The organism is Aestuariibacter sp. GS-14 (genome assembly GCF_006494365.1).
Taxonomy (GTDB): domain Bacteria; phylum Pseudomonadota; class Gammaproteobacteria; order Enterobacterales; family Alteromonadaceae; genus Alteromonas; species Alteromonas mangrovi.
Genome location: NZ_VHIP01000008.1, coordinates 71,220 through 88,548, shown reverse-complemented (window position 1 = coordinate 88,548; position 17,329 = coordinate 71,220). Strand labels below are relative to the sequence as shown.

Annotated in this window: 10 protein-coding genes; all 10 read right to left on the bottom strand. The window is 46.8% G+C overall.

Translation table 11 applies throughout. The features are described from left to right. Nucleotides 1-36: 36 nt before the first annotated feature. Nucleotides 37-1,077: a ribosome small subunit-dependent GTPase A gene (rsgA, locus tag FJ444_RS13895; protein WP_140959108.1), complete on the bottom strand. Its 1,041-nt coding sequence runs from the start codon at nt 1,075-1,077 to the stop codon at nt 37-39. Nucleotides 1,078-1,447: 370 nt separating this feature from the next. Continuing rightward, a complete protein-coding gene (locus FJ444_RS13890; protein WP_140959106.1) occupies nt 1,448-6,559 on the bottom strand; it encodes a hypothetical protein in 5,112 nt (1,703 codons plus the stop codon). A 1,321-nt stretch (nt 6,560-7,880) separates the two neighbouring features. Further along, a complete protein-coding gene (locus FJ444_RS13885) occupies nt 7,881-8,738 on the bottom strand; it encodes a J domain-containing protein (protein WP_140959104.1) in 858 nt (285 codons plus the stop codon). Nucleotides 8,739-8,953: 215 nt separating this feature from the next. Then, nucleotides 8,954-9,748, bottom strand: coding sequence for an IclR family transcriptional regulator (locus FJ444_RS13880; protein WP_140959102.1), 795 nt, complete (start codon nt 9,746-9,748; stop codon nt 8,954-8,956). Between the two features lie 213 nt (nt 9,749-9,961). Beyond that, complete coding sequence (locus FJ444_RS13875) at nt 9,962-11,170, bottom strand: 3-oxoadipyl-CoA thiolase (RefSeq protein WP_140959100.1); 1,209 nt, start codon at nt 11,168-11,170, stop codon at nt 9,962-9,964. Between the two features lie 2 nt (nt 11,171-11,172). After that, complete coding sequence (locus tag FJ444_RS13870) at nt 11,173-12,711, bottom strand: 3-hydroxyacyl-CoA dehydrogenase (protein WP_140959098.1); 1,539 nt, start codon at nt 12,709-12,711, stop codon at nt 11,173-11,175. A 4-nt stretch (nt 12,712-12,715) separates the two neighbouring features. After that, the gene (locus FJ444_RS13865; RefSeq protein WP_140959335.1) at nt 12,716-14,356 is read right to left on the bottom strand and encodes an electron transfer flavoprotein-ubiquinone oxidoreductase; all 1,641 of its coding nucleotides are present in this window, start codon (nt 14,354-14,356) and stop codon (nt 12,716-12,718) included. Between the two features lie 145 nt (nt 14,357-14,501). Continuing rightward, nucleotides 14,502-15,428: an electron transfer flavoprotein subunit alpha/FixB family protein gene (locus tag FJ444_RS13860; RefSeq protein ID WP_140959096.1), complete on the bottom strand. Its 927-nt coding sequence runs from the start codon at nt 15,426-15,428 to the stop codon at nt 14,502-14,504. Further along, nucleotides 15,429-16,178, bottom strand: coding sequence for an electron transfer flavoprotein subunit beta/FixA family protein (locus tag FJ444_RS13855; protein ID WP_140959094.1), 750 nt, complete (start codon nt 16,176-16,178; stop codon nt 15,429-15,431). It abuts the gene before it with no gap. A 9-nt stretch (nt 16,179-16,187) separates the two neighbouring features. Then, the gene (locus tag FJ444_RS13850) at nt 16,188-17,324 is read right to left on the bottom strand and encodes an acyl-CoA dehydrogenase family protein (RefSeq protein ID WP_140959092.1); all 1,137 of its coding nucleotides are present in this window, start codon (nt 17,322-17,324) and stop codon (nt 16,188-16,190) included. Between the last annotated feature and the right edge of the window lie 5 nt (nt 17,325-17,329).

Here is a 17,329-nt window from a genome sequence, read left to right as displayed (position 1 = left end):
ACTTAACCCTGTTTGCAGAGAGTAAGCCGATAGCGTTTATCGGCCTTTAAACTTACGAGATTCCTTTTGTGAATAGTTCACAAAGCGGGTAAAGGCTTTATCCTTTGCGCGCTTTTCTGCCAACGTGGCTGAGTTCAGTTCATCTTCCTTCAGCAGCTTCTGGTAGTTAGCGAGTCGCCGAGGATCAAGCTCGCCTTCCGCCAACGCGGCCAGCACCGCACAACCCGGTTCGCTGTGATGCTGACAGTCGGCAAACCGACACCCTTCGGCCAGTTGCTGAATATCGGCAAAGGCCGACACAATGCCATCATGGCAATCGGCTAGCTGCAGTTCCCGCATGCCAGGTGTATCCAGAATCAACCCGCCATTGGGCAACGGCAAAAGCGAACGCCCCGTGGTGGTGTGACGCCCTTTGGCATCGTCTTCCCGAATACCCTGAGTAAGCTGACGCGCCTCTCCCAGTAACGAGTTGGCGAGAGTGGATTTACCCACACCCGACGAGCCCAGCATCACAACCGTACTACCGGGTTTCAGCCAGTCACTTAATGCATCGGCACAAGATGAATCCAGCGCATTCAGGGCAACTACCTGTAGTTGCTTGTTGATGCTGCGAACATTATCAATCCATTGCTCAGGCTGTTCGGTTAAATCGGCTTTGGTTAACACCACCACAGATTCAACCTCGGCAGCCTCGGCCAGCGCCAGGTAGCGCTCAATACGGCTGGGATTAAAGTCTTCGTTCATGGAGCACACAATAAACGCGGTATCGACATTGGCTGCGATTAACTGCCAGTCGTGGCCGGTACCGGCAGACTTGCGTTTAAAGCAGCTATAGCGCTCCAGCAAACGCAGGAACTGATGCTGCTCGTTAAGCAACAACCAATCGCCTACCACCAAAGCAGGCATGCTGGGCACAACCGGCAAACTAATGGTATGCGAATCAGACACTACGGTAAGCTGAGATTTGTGTTGTTCGGTAACTCTTACAGGAATAACGCAATCCCACTCTTCAAGAGTGAGTTGTTGCTGAAAAAAAGGACGCCAGCCCATAGTGGCGAGAATGTGAAAATTAGTCATAACTAACCCTTAACTAACGTTAATGTTTTCATTAAGGGGGCAAAAGGCCCCGGCATTAGCACCGGGCGAAACAGGGTGGTTTTAGTTAACCCATAGCCCGGTTAGGGTGACGACAATCATCAATACTCTCCTAACCGTTGTTGACTGGGGAGTATAGCTTGAGTTTTGGGGGAGGGGTAGCGGTTTGGTTTTTTTAACTAAAAACGCAAGACTACAAGGCAACAGGATAAAAGTTTCGTGACTGTACATTAATTAGTACGGATTACGAACCAAAGTAACTACCAGTGTTTTTTTGAATAATATTCAAAATAGAGTTAGGTATTGACACTACAATTCATTGTTAAAAATCTGCGTGCTACAACCAATATGGCTATCTTACTCTCCTTGAACGAATGAGGTGTTCTCTCAAATAATAAGCTCTGGCAGACCCTGTCTCTACAATGCCATTTAGTAAACCTAAACAGACTTCATACATTGACCTACTCAAGGTGCCCCTATTTTCTATTTGTAAATACCTACCTATAGTCATTTCTAAATAAAATGCAGTGTTCACTTGCTTGGAGATCAATTGAGAATTATGAGAAAATTTTTGGGAAAGTATCTTAATACCTTCATTAAAAAATACATTGTGAAAGTTATAAATTAAAGATGCTAAAGCTTCGAATACATGACTATTAGAAGCGGAGCATTTTGCAAATTCAAGTAGGTAAACTGCGCCCCTATTCATGTCTTTCGCTTCATTTTCATGGCCCTGCCAAGGAGTGTCTGCATACATCATTCCTCGCAACAATCTAGTGAGGTCACTTTGTCGGCCTCTGTAACGTTCATTAACGTCATTTAAAGCTATTTTATGCATTTCAGGTTCAAGTAGAGACCAAAGAGACCAAATTGCTTCGTAGTTTTCAATCTTTTCTACGGCAACATTGAAAGACAATACAAGCGAATAAATGAAGCTCGGTGCTAAAGAGCAACCAGATATCAGTAATTCTTTAAAAGGTAAGAAGTCGTTGTTCCTTGAATGGATAATATGGTCTGTTAAACAATCTTGAATATGCTTTACAATGTCATGGTGAATTTGTTCATCATCACCTTGTCGGTAATCCGCGTACTCATTTTCGTAAACCATGTTCACAGTGTTTTGCACAAGTCGAATGTATTCGTCTTCAACTGGGCCTAGCGGAATCATCAACATCGGTAAATGAAAAAAACACGAAGAATGACTTTGAAAGCTGATTTTGCTGACTGATTGATTGAGTCTACCTTCGATTAAATCTTCATGAAAAGAGTTAATTAAACTGTTCCAGTTTTCAAGTGCTTGTTTCAATTCTTCGTTTTGTAGATGGTAAAATTTTCTTTGCTGATTGTTCTCTCGTCTAAACTTAGCATATGCAACTGCACCTCTAACAAAGTACGTTGCCAGCTTTGAATCTCTTGTCCACAGGAATTCTCTAATCCCTCTAGCTAAATTTTGGCTAACATCTAAATTTTCGTGTGTTAACGCGGTTGCCATTGCATATTTCAAGTTTGAGACTTGTTCAGGATCTAACTCCAAGTCAAACAATCTAGGAAGAACAAATGCACACGCTCCTGTACCATAGTAATCGGTCGTATCGTAGGCTGTTGTTCCATCGACAATATGGGCATGCATGAATATTGATTCTAAGATTACGTTAAAGCACCACTCTTTTTCCTGAACACACAGCTCTTCAAAAGCATCGCGTACACAGGCAGCTGCAACGATAGTGATTGTGCCAACTGCCATTTCTGCAAAATTCCCAACCTCATTTTTTTGCAGAGATTGAAGCAACTCCTGTGCCGCCAATAGTGCACTGGAATAAGAATCAAAGTACTTATCTTCAAAGACTTGCTCTTCGAATATCTTTCTCCCCCATAAATTCAGGGTTATAACACTATTATCGATTGCATGCTTCTTATTATAAGCTTGCTGCTCTTTCATTAAGTCTTCTGGCAGTTCTGTTGAGCTTTGTAACAAGACCCTATTATTTTCTTTATCTTCGACAGCTTTCCAAGTTCTAGTATCTACTCGATGTACCATGAACCTGAGATTCTTATTGTTGTCAGAGTTAGCTTCAGCTATTAACTCATCAAGTATTTCTAATGCGCAATCTCTATGCTCAGTATTGAACTGTAGTCTTGTTAAAAGCGTTTCTAAAGACTCTTTTCTCCATTCTCGAAGTGCAGCAGTTCTTCGTTCCTCAATGAACATGCTCGTCATCACGTCTCTATCTAAGCCGAAATAATGATGTTCATTTCCTCCCTTTTCAGCTGTCATACGCACAAGATCTAAATCATATAAGCGAGAAGTTTTTAGCAATGGATAGGCTGCCTTTCCAACTTTCTCAGGAAACCCAATAGCGACAGATGCGAGAACTGATGTCGGCATGACTGAGTTGCTAGATCGCAAAAGGTAGTCAAAAATCCGCTCAATCTGATTAGTTTCATCAAAATCCTTTATGTAATCAATCAGCCAATTCTCCAAAGCCATTAATGCACATTGAAGTACATAAGGTAACGTTGACAACCCACGGTATCCTTTCCAAAGATGATTTGAACAATATTGGGAAACATTTGAGCCATCATTTAAAGGAATAATTACTTTGTCCACTACCGTTTCATATGAATAAAACCTTTCCTGTTCATTATCTCTTGGGGCAGCAAAGTCTGACTCAGAATATTTCTGTGCGGTTATGTTGCACAGCTTTATAATGAAATCTAAACCTAGTCTAGGGTTAGACCGAAGAAGATATTTAAAAGGTCCCTTAGCACCGCTTGCAGGAAAAAAATCACGCTCTCGCTCTAATCCAAAATGTTCTTCTACTTCGATTTCACCGTAGGAACCATAACCAAATTCATCCTCTTCTGGTTTTTCCAAAAGCCACTCATGTAAAGCAAGCTTAACAATGAAATCAGGATTACGCTTACACAGCATAGCTACATCTATCCCAACAAAAGCTAAGCTAGTTAATTGTTCTACATATCCTAGCCTTCTAGGAGATCGTTTTGAAATGAACACATCTTTGTCCATCAAGCTATTAAATTCCCCCTCTACTGAGGTTGAAGTTTTTAACAAAGCACTTAGTATTTTTTTTCTTTGCCGTTTATTTTTGTGCGAATCTTTCACTTGCTCCAATAACCACAAGCTTAGTAGCCCAACTCTACACGAAGCTTTTGGTAGCTCTTCATAAATATTTATCAGGCCACACCACTCATCTATAACTTCAACTAATTGAATCCGAGCGGCTTTGCTCAAGCTTTCCCTGACTTCATATACAAAATCAAATATAGCTTTCCATCCATTTCCAAATGGCTGTAAGAATAGAGATTTCAGCATCCCGGATTTAACATCTTTAGCTAATAAATTGTTGTATTTGGGGTTAGGTCTTTGGCAAGTGATTCTTAGAATGAAACAAAATCTAATCAACAAAGCACAATCTTCAGATAAGAGGTCAGATTTCAATGAATAAATAAAACGCTCTGGTGATTGATGCTGCAATACCGCTGAGATTGCTTCATCTTTCCAGTAATTCTGTACTGTTGAAGACTTGAGTAAATTTTCTATAAACTCATTAGTATTATCTTCACATTTAAGCTTTCTGAATAACCACAAACGAAATGCTCTACTTATTGCTGGCTCACTTCCAATTCCGGATAAGAACTCAACTATATTGCCGGTATAAACTAAGTATTCGGACTCAATAAACTCTTCAAGAGCCCAGTCTTCAAGTACATCATGCATTGGACTGACAGTGGAAGTCTTAGCGTCCCGCAGAATCAAGTTATCTTCTTCTAGTTTCGCAACAACATCAGGTTCAAAGTCGCTGACACGTACTCCAAACAACATTTTCTTTGCGCGTTCTTTTGCGATATTGATAAATGTCTGCTTTCGTTTTTCAGGCATACCAAACTTTCTATCGGCTTCCTTAGAAATTACCGTTCGCCATACGGTTTCTCTGAAATCATTTTCGTTGTCGCCAGATGAAAATACTGCGCCATTGACAATTGCCCTAGCAGCAATATCTATGAAGAAAGGTACTTTAAGTAGTTCTCCCAATGAACTATTTGAGACTAAGTTCTTTAGCGGAGGGATATGATCGCATACTCTATGAATTTGCTTATCAGTTAACGCATCAATACTGACGCTGCTAAATTGAATATCACTTGGTTGAAGGTAGGTAAATATAATTTGTTGATATGCGTAGTCGCGCCCTGTCGCAATTATAGTCCAACCACTTTGCCTTTTTATATATTGGAGTAGGTCGCTAAAAGTATCAGGGTAGTTCAATTCCAGTACTTTCTCTAAAGACTCTATAACGAGAATTTTTTCTTTAAGTAGTGAAAAGTGACCTTCAATTTGACCCAAAGAAGAGGTCATTCCTATTGTAGCGAAAACATCATTGAGGTGACTTTTGTCTAGGTCTTCAGCACGCAAGTAGAACACGGGTACATCAACGTTTTTTGTTAATATGAAGTCCTTAACTGCGCCTGACTTACCAACCCCTCTTGCGCCAGTTACAAATAGGAAGTCGTACGATGCATATGATCGAGAAATTTTTTCTGTTTGATCGGGGCGCTCAATATGGACCCCCTGAATAGTGTTCGAAATTCCTTCAAAAATGTGTTCACTGCGCTCTTGGAGTTTCACAAGGTCATTTTCAAAGTCTATTTTGGGTGAAGAAGTAAATAGCTCTTGAATTTCTATTGGAATGTTACTTGCGGTTAATATACCTGCGTTTTGATTGAACTCTTGAACGCAAGAAACTAATTTGGACAGCACTAATGAAGGCGACTCTTCTGAGTAAATATTTATCAACGAACAGAGTAGATTAGCAACTACAGAGTGCTGCGAATCCAAATCAAAAGACAGAATTTGGAATGTTTTTAAGAACCCCCATAACTCGTCATCTGTTACCTTACGCCCACCATTTGCATTGGCTAATTGCTTCTTGAACGTTTCTAAGCGTTGAAGCTTTGATTTGCTAGAAAAGCCATTCGTATTACACTTTTTCAGAAAGTCTTGGGAGTTTGCTGAGTATTTTGCCCATTCCAAAAGCGGTAGAGTGTTGTTGACATCGACTTTGGGTAAAGGCCCCGTTATCAAAGCAATACGGTCTAATTCTAGGCTGAAAGTACTTTTCTTGAAATCTTTCCATGCGCTATTAATGACTTCAGCAAAAACTGATTGCTGGGATTCACTAATAGTTATTTCGTGCTTGATCTGAGCAAAAAGGTGACTTTTGTTGCCTGAGTTGTCCGACGCAACCAAAACAAAATCATCAGTTTCTACGCCATCATATTTAGCTTGAAACCTAATTTCCTTGGCTCTCATAAGTTTAGACATGCAAGGAATACAAGACTTAGTAAAAAGTGAAAGAGCAAAAGCTGATTGAACCCGGGTCTCGAAATTTACACCTCCACCGCCGGTCGAAAATGGATTGCTTTGCTTTTTTAATTCCATGCTCACTTATAAACTCCCTGACGATGGCATCTATTTTTACTAAAATTTAATTACCACAATATTAATTGAACAAATACTGCATGCTAATAAATATGTCTCAATCTGAGCTTCGAGGCTCAGCATTCAGTTCAAAACACCCCGCAAAGTATCACTAAGGTTTTTTTCTTAAAATACAAACTTACCTTTGAGAGGCTCGCTGCAAATTTACTTATGGAATTAGTCTTATATCCAACTGAGATAGCTGCTTCATTATAAGTTGATTACTGGTTGTTAGTTGCCTTATCTCTAAAAAAGCCAAGAATCTACTTCTCTTGTCCTCTCTGGTCACCGTACCCATCCTTTTACTTTTCGATAAAATAAGAATCTTCGAAGAGGATAATAAACTTATGAAAAACTTACAAATATGAACTTATGAGGCTTCAACTTGATTTTCCAATGACCTCAAAAAAGTCCGCCACGTCCTTCGGCAGAAGGTTTGCTTTCTTCATAAAATTCAGACAGTTTAATTACTATTGTTAGACAGAAATGAAGTTTTGCCTGTGCTGATAAATGCAAACATAGGGCGAATCTTACCGACGTAGAGTGCTAACTATTACATCCTCGCAAGCTAATGTGTATTAACTGTTATTTCTTACCCAACCGTAAACTCCTGCCAACTTGCTAGTAAAGTCAATGTCGTCAATTTTCAGACAAATCAATCCATATCGTCAAATAACTTCGATAAAAAAGGTTTCAAGAACAGTGTAGACACGCGAGCCTAAATGGCTAATAGCAGCTTTTCAGTAGCCAGGTATTTGGGGGGAAAGATTAAGTGTCAGCTAATACTGAAAGGTGATCGATCAGCGATTAATCTCCCATTGTTAGTTTTCGGTTAACCTCAAAAGCTAAATCTTCAACACAAAAAAGCCAATCACCTCTAAGCAACTAGCTTTTCAATTCAATCAGTAAAATTCTTAATATTAAAAAACAAAGCCCGGTGCTAATAATGTCCTTGCGACGTGCACCAGTTTTGGGCCTAAGCTTTCAATGGTCATTTCTTCTGATAACAGATAGGTTGGGCCACCGCTGTCGAGTACCCTATTTAGGCTTAGACATATGGAAAGGCAATCAATCAGGATGCAGAAAGTAACTTTTGCTTACTATCAAAAATCCTTTAGTTGAGCATCGCTTTGCTTCTATTTTAATCACAGTATTACTATGATAATTGACATGCGAAATTATCTGGTGATAATCAGAACCAGTTTAAAGTGACATGAATTCACACGAGTCTGGTCAAAAGATGCTATATAAACATCTTCAAGTGAGCACTGAAAGCGCATTGCTGGAATTAGGGAAACTTTATCTTGTATTGTTTAATCAGAAAATTCTGAAAATCATTGTCATTTGAAAAAGACCAATGTCTTTTATTAAGATCTTCGATCCGCCAACTGTTTTTAAAAAAGCCTACTGTTAATGCAGGTTTAAAGCCAAGGCGTAGAGAAAGCAGTTTTAAATCGTCTTGTTTAGCATTTCCGTTTTGTATCTTTACTATAATTCGTTTAAGCACTTCATCTATTTCAATAAACTCATCACTAAATTCGTTAAAGGATATTTCAGGAAATTTGTGCTTTAATCTTTCGATTATTCGAGAAGTTTCAATATTGTTTCCAAAAAAGCGCACTGCTTTATTTATCTCCAGTAAAGGGTCCCGTAAGCGGCGTTTTAATAATTGTTCAGCTAAATTATTTATGCACTGATTATTCCCAAAATAACTCTTCAAAAAGTCAGATTTCAGTGAATTAGCAATTGCTGAATAATTCTTTACATTCTTTGTTTCTAAAATTACCAACACAAAGTTAGTGGAAAGGGAGTTTGAATAGCACTTTAACGATAATCTACATTCTTCGATTTCAGGGTAATAATCAATAATTACGGCCCAATCATTCTGAAGCCTTTCCTCCAAATCATCACTAAAAGGACTATCTGCGAAAGAAGACTCATCGGTGTTTACTTCAAGTTCGCTGTCATATTCTGCCCGCTTAGATGGATTAGATAGAGTCTCATAAGCAACATTGATTTGCTTAACTTTCTCTTCAAAACCTTTATTTTTATCGGGGTGGTAAGCTTTCATTAACGCTTTATACGCAGCTTTTATCACAAAATCTTCAGCTGTGCGAGCAACACCTAATGTTTGATAATAATCCATTTATTTTAGTGCGAACGTAATTTTAACTGGTGAAGATTCCGCAAATATAACACAGGCTTTTTTGAGTGTCCTTAATGCAAAGTAGTTTGACAAAAATAGCAGCTAAATAACGGCACTGACCAAGATCAAACAACAACGCTAAACAACAAAAAAGCCAGTCACCTCTCAGCAACTGGCTTTCTTAAATCAAACTGCAAAACGCTTAAAACTAAGACCTAAACCCCGGTACCAATAATGTCTCTGGCTACGTGCACCAGTTGTGGGCCTAAGCTTTCCATGGCCATTTCTTGTGATACCAGATAGGTTGGGCCACCGCAGTTGAGTGCCATTATGCGGCCGTCTTGCAGTCTTAGTGATACGCCTACGCTGTTTACTGCGCGGTCCCAGTCGCCAAATGACGTGACGAAGCCGTGCTTGTCGTAGCATTCCAGTGCGGCTTCAATGCCGGCTTTGTGTTTTGGCCACTTGTCGCCGGCGCGGGCTTCCATTTCTTTCATCACTACGTCGCGTTCTTCCTGTGGAAGACCTGCTAAGTAGGCGCGGCCTGCTGCCGAGGTAGAAATGGGTAAGCTTGAGCCTACGTCCATGCGCAGTGCCTGGGCGTCGTCGCCGCGGCAGTTTTCCACGTAAATCATGGTCAGGCGCTCGCGAATGGTAAGGCCTACCGACAAGTTCACGCGTTCTGCCAGGCGCTCCATAATGGGCTTGGCGATGCGGCGCACCTGCAGGTTAGAGGTGTAGGCATAACCCAGCGCTAACACGCCTGCGTCCAGTTGGTATTTTTCCAGTTGGGTTGAGTACGACAAATACCCCAGTTTGCTCAGGGTGTAGGTCATGCGTGAAATAGTGGGTTTGGGTAGGCCGGTGATCCGTGCCAGATCCTGGTTACCCAGTACACCGCCTTGTTGACTGAATGCGCGTAATACATCCAGGCCGCGGGCAAGTGATTCAATAAACTTACGGTCGCTACTGTCGCTCTTCTTACGTGGCAGGTCACTAAACTCTGTCATACAAAGTGATACTCTTTTCCTAAACGTCCAACCGCTATTTACTACTCTAAGCGTATTAGGTCGCGGTAAGCTTAACTGCTGCTTACTCTATGAATTAACTGGCTTTGGGCCTGAGTATACACCGGATGCCGCGCTTTACCAATGCTCCGGAAGTTCATGATCTGCTGTTCGTTGCCAGAGTGAATTCAGGCAACGCGCAGCAGACCCGATAGGCTAAGCCAACTCCCTCTCAAGGATCATGGCAACGCCCTGACCCACGCCAATACACAAGCTGACTACTGCATACCGGCCTTGTTGTCGTTCTAACTGACGCAGGGCGGTTAACGCCAGCCGCACGCCCGATGCGCCCAGTGGGTGCCCTACGGCAATGGCGCCGCCATTGGGGTTTACCCGGCTGTCGTCGAACGCTACGTTCAGTTCTTTTAAGCAGCCTAGTACCTGTACGGCAAAGGCTTCGTTAATTTCGATGACGTCCATATCGTTCAGGGTTAAGTTAGCGCGCTGCAGGGCTTTGCGAATAGCGGCAACCGGGCCTAAGCCCATTACCCTTGGCGCTACCCCGGCTACTGCACAGGCTACCACGCGAGCGCGAGGGCGCATGCCGAGTGCTTCACCGGCTTCCTTGCTACCCAATAACAACGCTGCTGCACCGTCGTTTATACCCGATGCGTTGCCGGCGGTTACTACGCCATTGGCGAACAAGGGTTTGAGTGAGGCGAGCTTGCTTGCTTCGGCATCGGCTCTTGGATGTTCATCTTCAGCTACGTCAACAGTGGTTCTACGCTTTGCGCCCGGTACCGTTACCAGCAGGATTTCATCGTGAAAGAAACCGTCGGCTTTGGCCTTTTGGTATTTATGTTGTGAGGCCAGGGCAAAGGCGTCGCTTTGTTCCCGGCTAATGGCTAAATCGCTGGCAATGTTGTCGGCGGTTTGTGGCATGGTGTCGTTGCCCACAGCAGCCTCCACTTTGGGGTTGGGGAAGCGTGCGCCAATGGTGCTGTCGAATACCACGACATCGCGACCAAAGGGCTGGCTGTTCTTGGCCATGACGAACGGCGCGCGACTCATGCTTTCAACGCCACCGGCAATCATCCAGTCGCCTTCGTTACACATAATGGCGCGGGTGGCTTCTATGCTGGCTGACAGCCCGCTACCGCATAAGCGGTTTTGGGTTTGCGCGGCGACGGTTTCGGGTATACCGGCTAACAGCGCGGCGTGACGCGCAACGTTACGGGCATCTTCACCGGCTTGGTTAGTACAGCCAATGATCACATCTTCAATGACGTCGCCCGGTACATCGTTACGCGCCAGTAAGCCCTTCAGGCACAAAGATAACAGGTCATCAGGGCGGGTGTGGGCCAACACCCCGCCATGACGACCAAAAGCAGTACGGATCCCATCGTAAATATAGGCGTGTTTCATGATCAGGCTCCTTGAATGAGTGGCTTGCCAGTTTGCGCGTTAGTTTGAACTTCGCGCTGCAGCCACATGCTGGGGCGGTAACGCGGGTCACCGCTTTGGGTGAATAACCGTTGTAGCAGGGTTAACACGTTGGCCAGGCCAATTTGGCTGGCCCAGGCAAAAGCACCTTGCGGATAACCCAGGCCCAGTTGCATGGCGCGGTCGATATCTGCGGCGCTGGCAATGTCTTTGTGCACCATGTCGCAGGCAATATTGATAATGCAGGCCAGAACCCGCTGACTCACAAAGCCGTAGCTGTCGTTAATCACTTCTACCTGTTTGCCGGTGCTAGCGAACAGGGCGTGGGCGAATTGTGCTACATCGCTGCGGGTGGCTTGTGTGCGCATGAGCACGCGAATGTCGGTGTTAGGGAACAGAGGATCCACCGCGATGGTGCGGCTAGCGTCCAGGCCATGTTCATAAGCATAGCCTGAAGCATCAGTGCCCCAGGGGCTGATAATGATCAGTGCGTTATCAGACGGCTGTTCACCTTGCTCAATCACCACTTTGGTGTTGCTGAGCAATTGCAGCACTTGTTTGTGTTCGTTACTTCCGCTGCCTGCTATCCACGCCGGCATGGCTTTGGTGTCAGCGAGCGAAGGCGTGGCTGGTAGTTCAGGAAGCTGTTGCTTACCGTCGGTGTAGGTGTAAAACCCTTTGCCGGTTTTTCTGCCCAGCAAACCTGCCTGCACACGTTGTTCTGCCAGTGGGCTGGGGCGATAGCGCGGGTCGTGATAAAACTGCTGGTAAATCGACTCGGTGACCTTGTGGGAAATATCCAGTCCGGTTAAGTCAAACAGCGTAAAGGGGCCCATTTTAAAGCCGCACTGGGCGGTAAGAATACGGTCGATTTGGGCAATGTCGGCGACTTGTTCGGCCAGCACGTGCAGCGCCTCGCCGCCGTATCCGCGGCCAACATGATTCACCAAAAAGCCCGGCATGTCTTTTACCGTTACCGGTGTATGGCCAATGGCGTAGGTAAGGGCAACGATCTGTTCAACCACGTCGGCGCGAGTTTGCAGTGCGCCAATTACTTCGGCCAGTCGCATTAACGGCACGGGGTTAAAAAAGTGCCAGCCCACTACACGTTCTGGCTTAGTACAACCGGCTGCGATCTGGGTCACTGATAATGACGAGGTGTTCGTCGCCAGAATACAGTGCTCGGCTACCAACGTTTCTAATTGTTGAAACAGGGCAATTTTGGCGTCGTAGCGCTCAACAATGGCCTCGACAATCAGGTCGCAGTGGGCCAGTTGGTCCAATGCATCGGTTTGTGCCAGGGACAGGTTGTTCATGGCCTGCTCAACGCTGATCCCGGTCAGGCGGCCTTTAGCGACTTGCTTACTCAGCATGGCGTTAATGTTGTCGCGGGCCGACGACAGCGCATCGGCCTGGGTATCAACCAGTACCACGTTTTTACCGCTGGTCAGCAATACCTGTGCAATGCCGCGGCCCATGGCGCCTGCGCCGACTACCCCTGTGTGTTGAATAGTATGCATCATTCACCTACATGTTCGGGTAGTTCGGGCCGCCGGTACCTTCGGGCGGTACCCAGCAAATGTTCTGCGACGGATCCTTTATGTCGCAGGTTTTACAGTGCACACAGTTTTGCGCATTGATTTGCAGCTGCGGGCCAGACTCGGCTTCCACAATTTCGTACACGCCTGCCGGGCAATAGCGCTGGGCCGGTTCGTTGTATTTGGCAAGGTTTACTTTTACCGGAATAGCCGGGTCGAGTAAGCGCAAATGGCTGGGCTGATCTTCTTCGTGGTTGGTGTTCGACAAATACACCGACGACAGCTTGTCGAAGCTCAGCTTGCCATCCGGTTTAGGATAGTGCTTTTCAGGGCACTCGCTGGCTGGTTTCATTAGCGCGTAGTCGGGCTTGGTGTCGTGTAGGGTCCAGGGTAAGCGACCTTTAAACAGGTTTTGCTCTATCCAGTTGTAAGCACCGCCCATAATGGGGCCGAACTTGTGCATCGCAGGGCCGAAGTTGCGGCTGGCGTGCAGTTCTTTGTGTAACCAGGAATCGCGGAAAGCGTCAGTGAAGCCGGTCAGCGTGTCTGGCAGGTTTTCTTGCTCGTTCTGTATTAGCGCGTTAAGCACGTTTTCCGCGGCAATCATGCCCGACTTCATGGCGGTATGGGTGCCTTTGATTTTGGCGAAGTTCAGGGTGCCGGCATCACAGCCAATTAATAAGCCGCCGGGGAACGCCATGTCGGGCAGGGCATTTAAGCCGCCTTTGGCAATGGCTCTTGCGCCGTAGCTCAGGCGTTTGCCGGAAGAGAGTACGTCCGCAAACAGCGGGTGATGCTTCATTTGCTGGAATTCGTCGAAGGGGCTGATGTGCGGATTGCTGTAGTTCAGATCCACAATTAATCCTACCACCACCTGATTGTTGTCGGCGTGGTACAGGAAAAAGCCGCCGGTAGTGTCGTTGTCCAGTGGCCAGCCTGAGCCGTGCACGACGAGGCCCGGCTTGTGTAACGCTGGGTCGATTTCCCACAGTTCTTTTATGCCAATACCGTAGTGCTGGGGATCGCTGTTCGCATCGAGCTTGAACTGACTGATAAGCTGTTTGCCCAGGTGGCCGCGACAGCCTTCGGCAAACAGGGTGTATTTGCCGTACAGTGCCATGCCGGACATGTAGCTGTCTTTTTGTTCGCCGTCTTTGCCAATGCCCATGTCGCCGGTATACACGCCTTTTACCCGACCGTTGTCGTCGTAGGCGATTTCAGCAGCGGCAAAACCGGGGAAGATTTCTACGCCAATGGCTTCGGCCTGGGTGGCCAGCCAGCGGCACACGTTACCCAGGCTCACAATGTAGTTGCCGTCGTTGTGCATAGGGGCGGGTATGGCCCAGCCGGGTACTTTGGTGGCGCGTTGCTGGTCTTTAAGTAGGTACAGTTCGTCTTCGGTAACGGGCGTGGTAAGCGGTGCGCCTTTTTCCTGCCAGTCGGGGATCAGTTCGTCCAGGGCTGTGGTTTCTAATATGGCACCCGACAGAATATGGGCGCCTACTTCAGAGCCTTTTTCCAACACGCAAACACTGATGTCCTGTTGCTTGTCGTTCGCCAGTTTTTTCAGATGATAGGCTGCCGATAAACCCGCAGGTCCGGCACCGACGATCACTACGTCAAACTCCATCGATTCTCGTTCCACAGCAAATCCTCTTTTCTTAAATTGTGTTATTCCGCCAGGCAATAGCGGCCGGAGACCTTCGTTTGCAGTGTGAAAACACTGGCTGCGCAGCGAGTGCGAAGCTGGCAGCCAATGTTGAGGTCACGCTTGGTTACAGCAAACTTTCCAGTTCAGGTAGAACCTCAAACAGGTCTGCTACCAGGCCGTAGTCGGCAATCTGGAAGATAGGCGCTTCTTCGTCTTTGTTTATGGCCACGATGACTTTGGAGTCTTTCATACCGGCCTGATGCTGAATGGCACCTGAGATACCCACGGCAATGTAAAGATCTGGGGCGACGATCTTGCCGGTTTGGCCTACCTGCATGTCGTTTGGCACAAAGCCTGCGTCTACTGCGGCGCGGGATGCGCCTACTGCTGCGCCAAGCTTGTCGGCGACTTTTTCCAGCAGGCTGAAGTTCTCGCCGTTGCCCATACCGCGACCACCCGAGATGATCACGCTGGCGGCGGTCAGTTCCGGGCGCTCAGACACGGCCAGTTCTTCCGACACAAATTCGCTTTGCGCGTTGGCATGTACCAGGCCGCAGGGGGTAATGGTGGCGCTGCCGTCGGTACCCGCTGCATCAAAAGCACTGGTACGCACGGTGATTACTTTTTTGCTGTCTAGAGACTGAATGGTGGCCAGTGCATTACCCGCATAAATCGGACGCACAAACGTATCGGCGCTTTTCACGGCCACAATGTCAGATATCTGAGCGACATCCAGCAGTGCCGCTACGCGGGGCAGGGTGTTCTTGCCAGTCGTCGTGCCAGCGGCAATCACATAGTCAAAGTCACTTGCCAATTCGGCAATCAGCTTGGCGGTGTTTTCGGCCAGTTGATGTTGGTAAACGGCGTTATCTGCAACCAGTATGGTATCCACGCCACTCACGGCACTGGCTTGTTCGGCCACGGCCTGACAGTCGCTGCCAATGACCAGAATGGAGATGGGCTGATTTAACTGACTTGCCGCATTAACGGTATTCAAGGTAGCAGGTTTTAACTGCTGATTATCGTGTTCTGCAATCACTAAAATGGCCATTTAGATCACCTTGGCTTCGTTTTTAAGTTTGTCGACCAGCTCGGCAACAGATTTCACTTTTACACCGGCGCTGCGCTGAGGTGGTGGGTTAACGCCCAGCAGTTGCGTGTGCGCTGACAGAGTTACGCCCAGATCGTCTGGCGTGACGGTGGCAAGTGGTTTGCGCTTGGCTTTCATAATGTTAGGCAACGACGCGTAGCGCGGCTCGTTCAAACGCAGGTCGGTGGTAACAATAGCGGGTAGCCTCAGCGACAGGGTTTGCAAGCCGCCGTCGATTTCGCGGGTTACGGCTACGCTGTTGTCGGTGACTGATACTTCTGAGGCAAAAGTTGCCTGTGGCATATCGCACAAGGCCGCAAGCATCTGACCGGTTTGGTTGTTGTCGGAGTCGATGGCCTGTTTACCCATGATCACCAGTGAAGGCTGTTCCTGTTCAACCACTTTGGCCAGCAGCTTTGCCACATTCAGCGATTCGGTATTTGCGGTAGTCTCAACCAGAATAGCGCGGTCGGCGCCGAGGGCCAGTGCGGTACGCAGTTGTTCCTGAGCTTCACTGGCACCTACTGACACCACCACGATTTCGCTGGCAATGCCTTTTTCTTTCATGCGCACGGCTTCTTCAACGGCAATTTCACAAAACGGGTTAACGGCCATTTTGACGTTGGTTAAGTCAACGTCGCTGCCATCGGGCTTTACGCGGATCTTTACGTTGTAGTCGATCACGCGTTTTACGGTAACGAGTACTTTCATGGGGAACTCCTATGCAGCCTGACGCTGTTTAACCAGGTTGTCTAAGTGGATGTCCATGGAGCCAAACAGGGTGTTGATCATGGTAAGGCGTTTGAACATATGGCCTACGTCCAACTCGTCGGTCACGCCCATACCGCCGTGCAGTTGCACCGCCGTTTGGCCTACCAGACGTGCAGCCTGACCCACTTTCCACTTCAGGAATTGGCTGGCTTTATTGGCTTCTGCTACTTGTTCTTCGCTATTGCCTCCACCAATAGTGATGGCCGCGTAATACAGCATGGAGCGGGCTTGTTCGCATTCCATAAACATGTCGACCATGTTGTGTTGCAGGATCTGGAACGTCGAAATTGGCACGTCGAACTGTTTGCGTACTTTGGTGTACTCCACCGTGGCTGCGAGCATTTTGTCCATCACGCCAACAGCTTCTGCCGACACGGCCACAATCGCGTCGTTCAGCACTGCCTGGATCACAGCTGCGGCATCGTCGCTGTCGCCCAGAAGTTCGGCGGCGACGTTGGTAAAGGTCAGGTCGCTGGCACGGGCACCATCGTTAGTCGGGTAGTGATGCGCTGCAACGCCTTCGGCGTTGGCGTCTACCAAGTACAGGGCAATGTTGCCATTGTTATTATGTGAGCGCGCGGCCACTACCAGTTTGTCGGCGCTCTGAGCGTGCAGCACTACCTGCTTCTTGCCGTTGAGCACTAAACCGCTGCCTGCTGTGCTGGCTTGGGTATTAATGCTGCTGATGTCGGTAGCTGACTGGGCTTCCAAACCGGCAAACGCCAGTTTTAGTTCGCCGCCCACAATGCCGCCAATCAAGGCCTCTTTTTGCTCAGCCGTGCCGCCGCGCTGAATAGCGTTACCGGCCAGTACCACGGTAGACAGGTAAGGCTCTACAATCAGGCCTTTGCCCAGTTCGGTCATTAACACCATCAGGTCGGTTGCGTTGCCGTCAAGGCCACCAAATTCTTCTGCAAAGGGCAGGGCCAGCCAGCCCAGTTCTGCAAACAACTGCCAGTTGTCTTCGCTATAACCCAGCTCGGAATGACTGTATTTTTGGCGCGTCTCAAAGTCGTAATCGTTGTGAATGAATTTACCGGCGCTGTCTTTCAGCATTTGCTGAATATCATTTAATGCAAAATCCATGATTG